This window comes from Brevibacterium sp. SIMBA_078, assembly GCF_046534565.1.
Classification (GTDB): Bacteria; Actinomycetota; Actinomycetes; order Actinomycetales; family Brevibacteriaceae; genus Brevibacterium.
The window spans coordinates 1-258 of sequence record NZ_JAWRYQ010000358.1 but is presented as its reverse complement, the minus strand read 5'-3'; the positions used below and the strand labels follow the sequence as shown (position 1 = coordinate 258).

General features: G+C 41.9%; 1 protein-coding gene. It reads right to left on the bottom strand.

What is annotated here, in order from left to right:
* Positions 1 to 258 (bottom strand): hypothetical protein (locus tag SB749_RS20020; RefSeq protein ID WP_410711847.1); only part of this gene is annotated, 258 nt, incomplete at both ends.

Genomic DNA, 258 nt, shown 5'->3' with positions numbered 1-258 from the left:
CGGGTACCACATCAATATGGCCAGAAAATGCCACCACGGGGCCTGCCCCAAAGGTTATTTTTGCAATTAAGTTTGTCACATTATTAGAACTAAATTGCTCTGTACTAAAGCCTAACTCAGTAAGGTGGTTCGCAAGCCACTCAATGCCACCAGCTGGATTAGGAGTAATCGATTTAAATCGGATCAGAGTTTGTAAGTGACTCACTGTTTTTAACTGTGCAATAGTTAAGTACGGCGCTTGTGCTTTTGTATTGATAG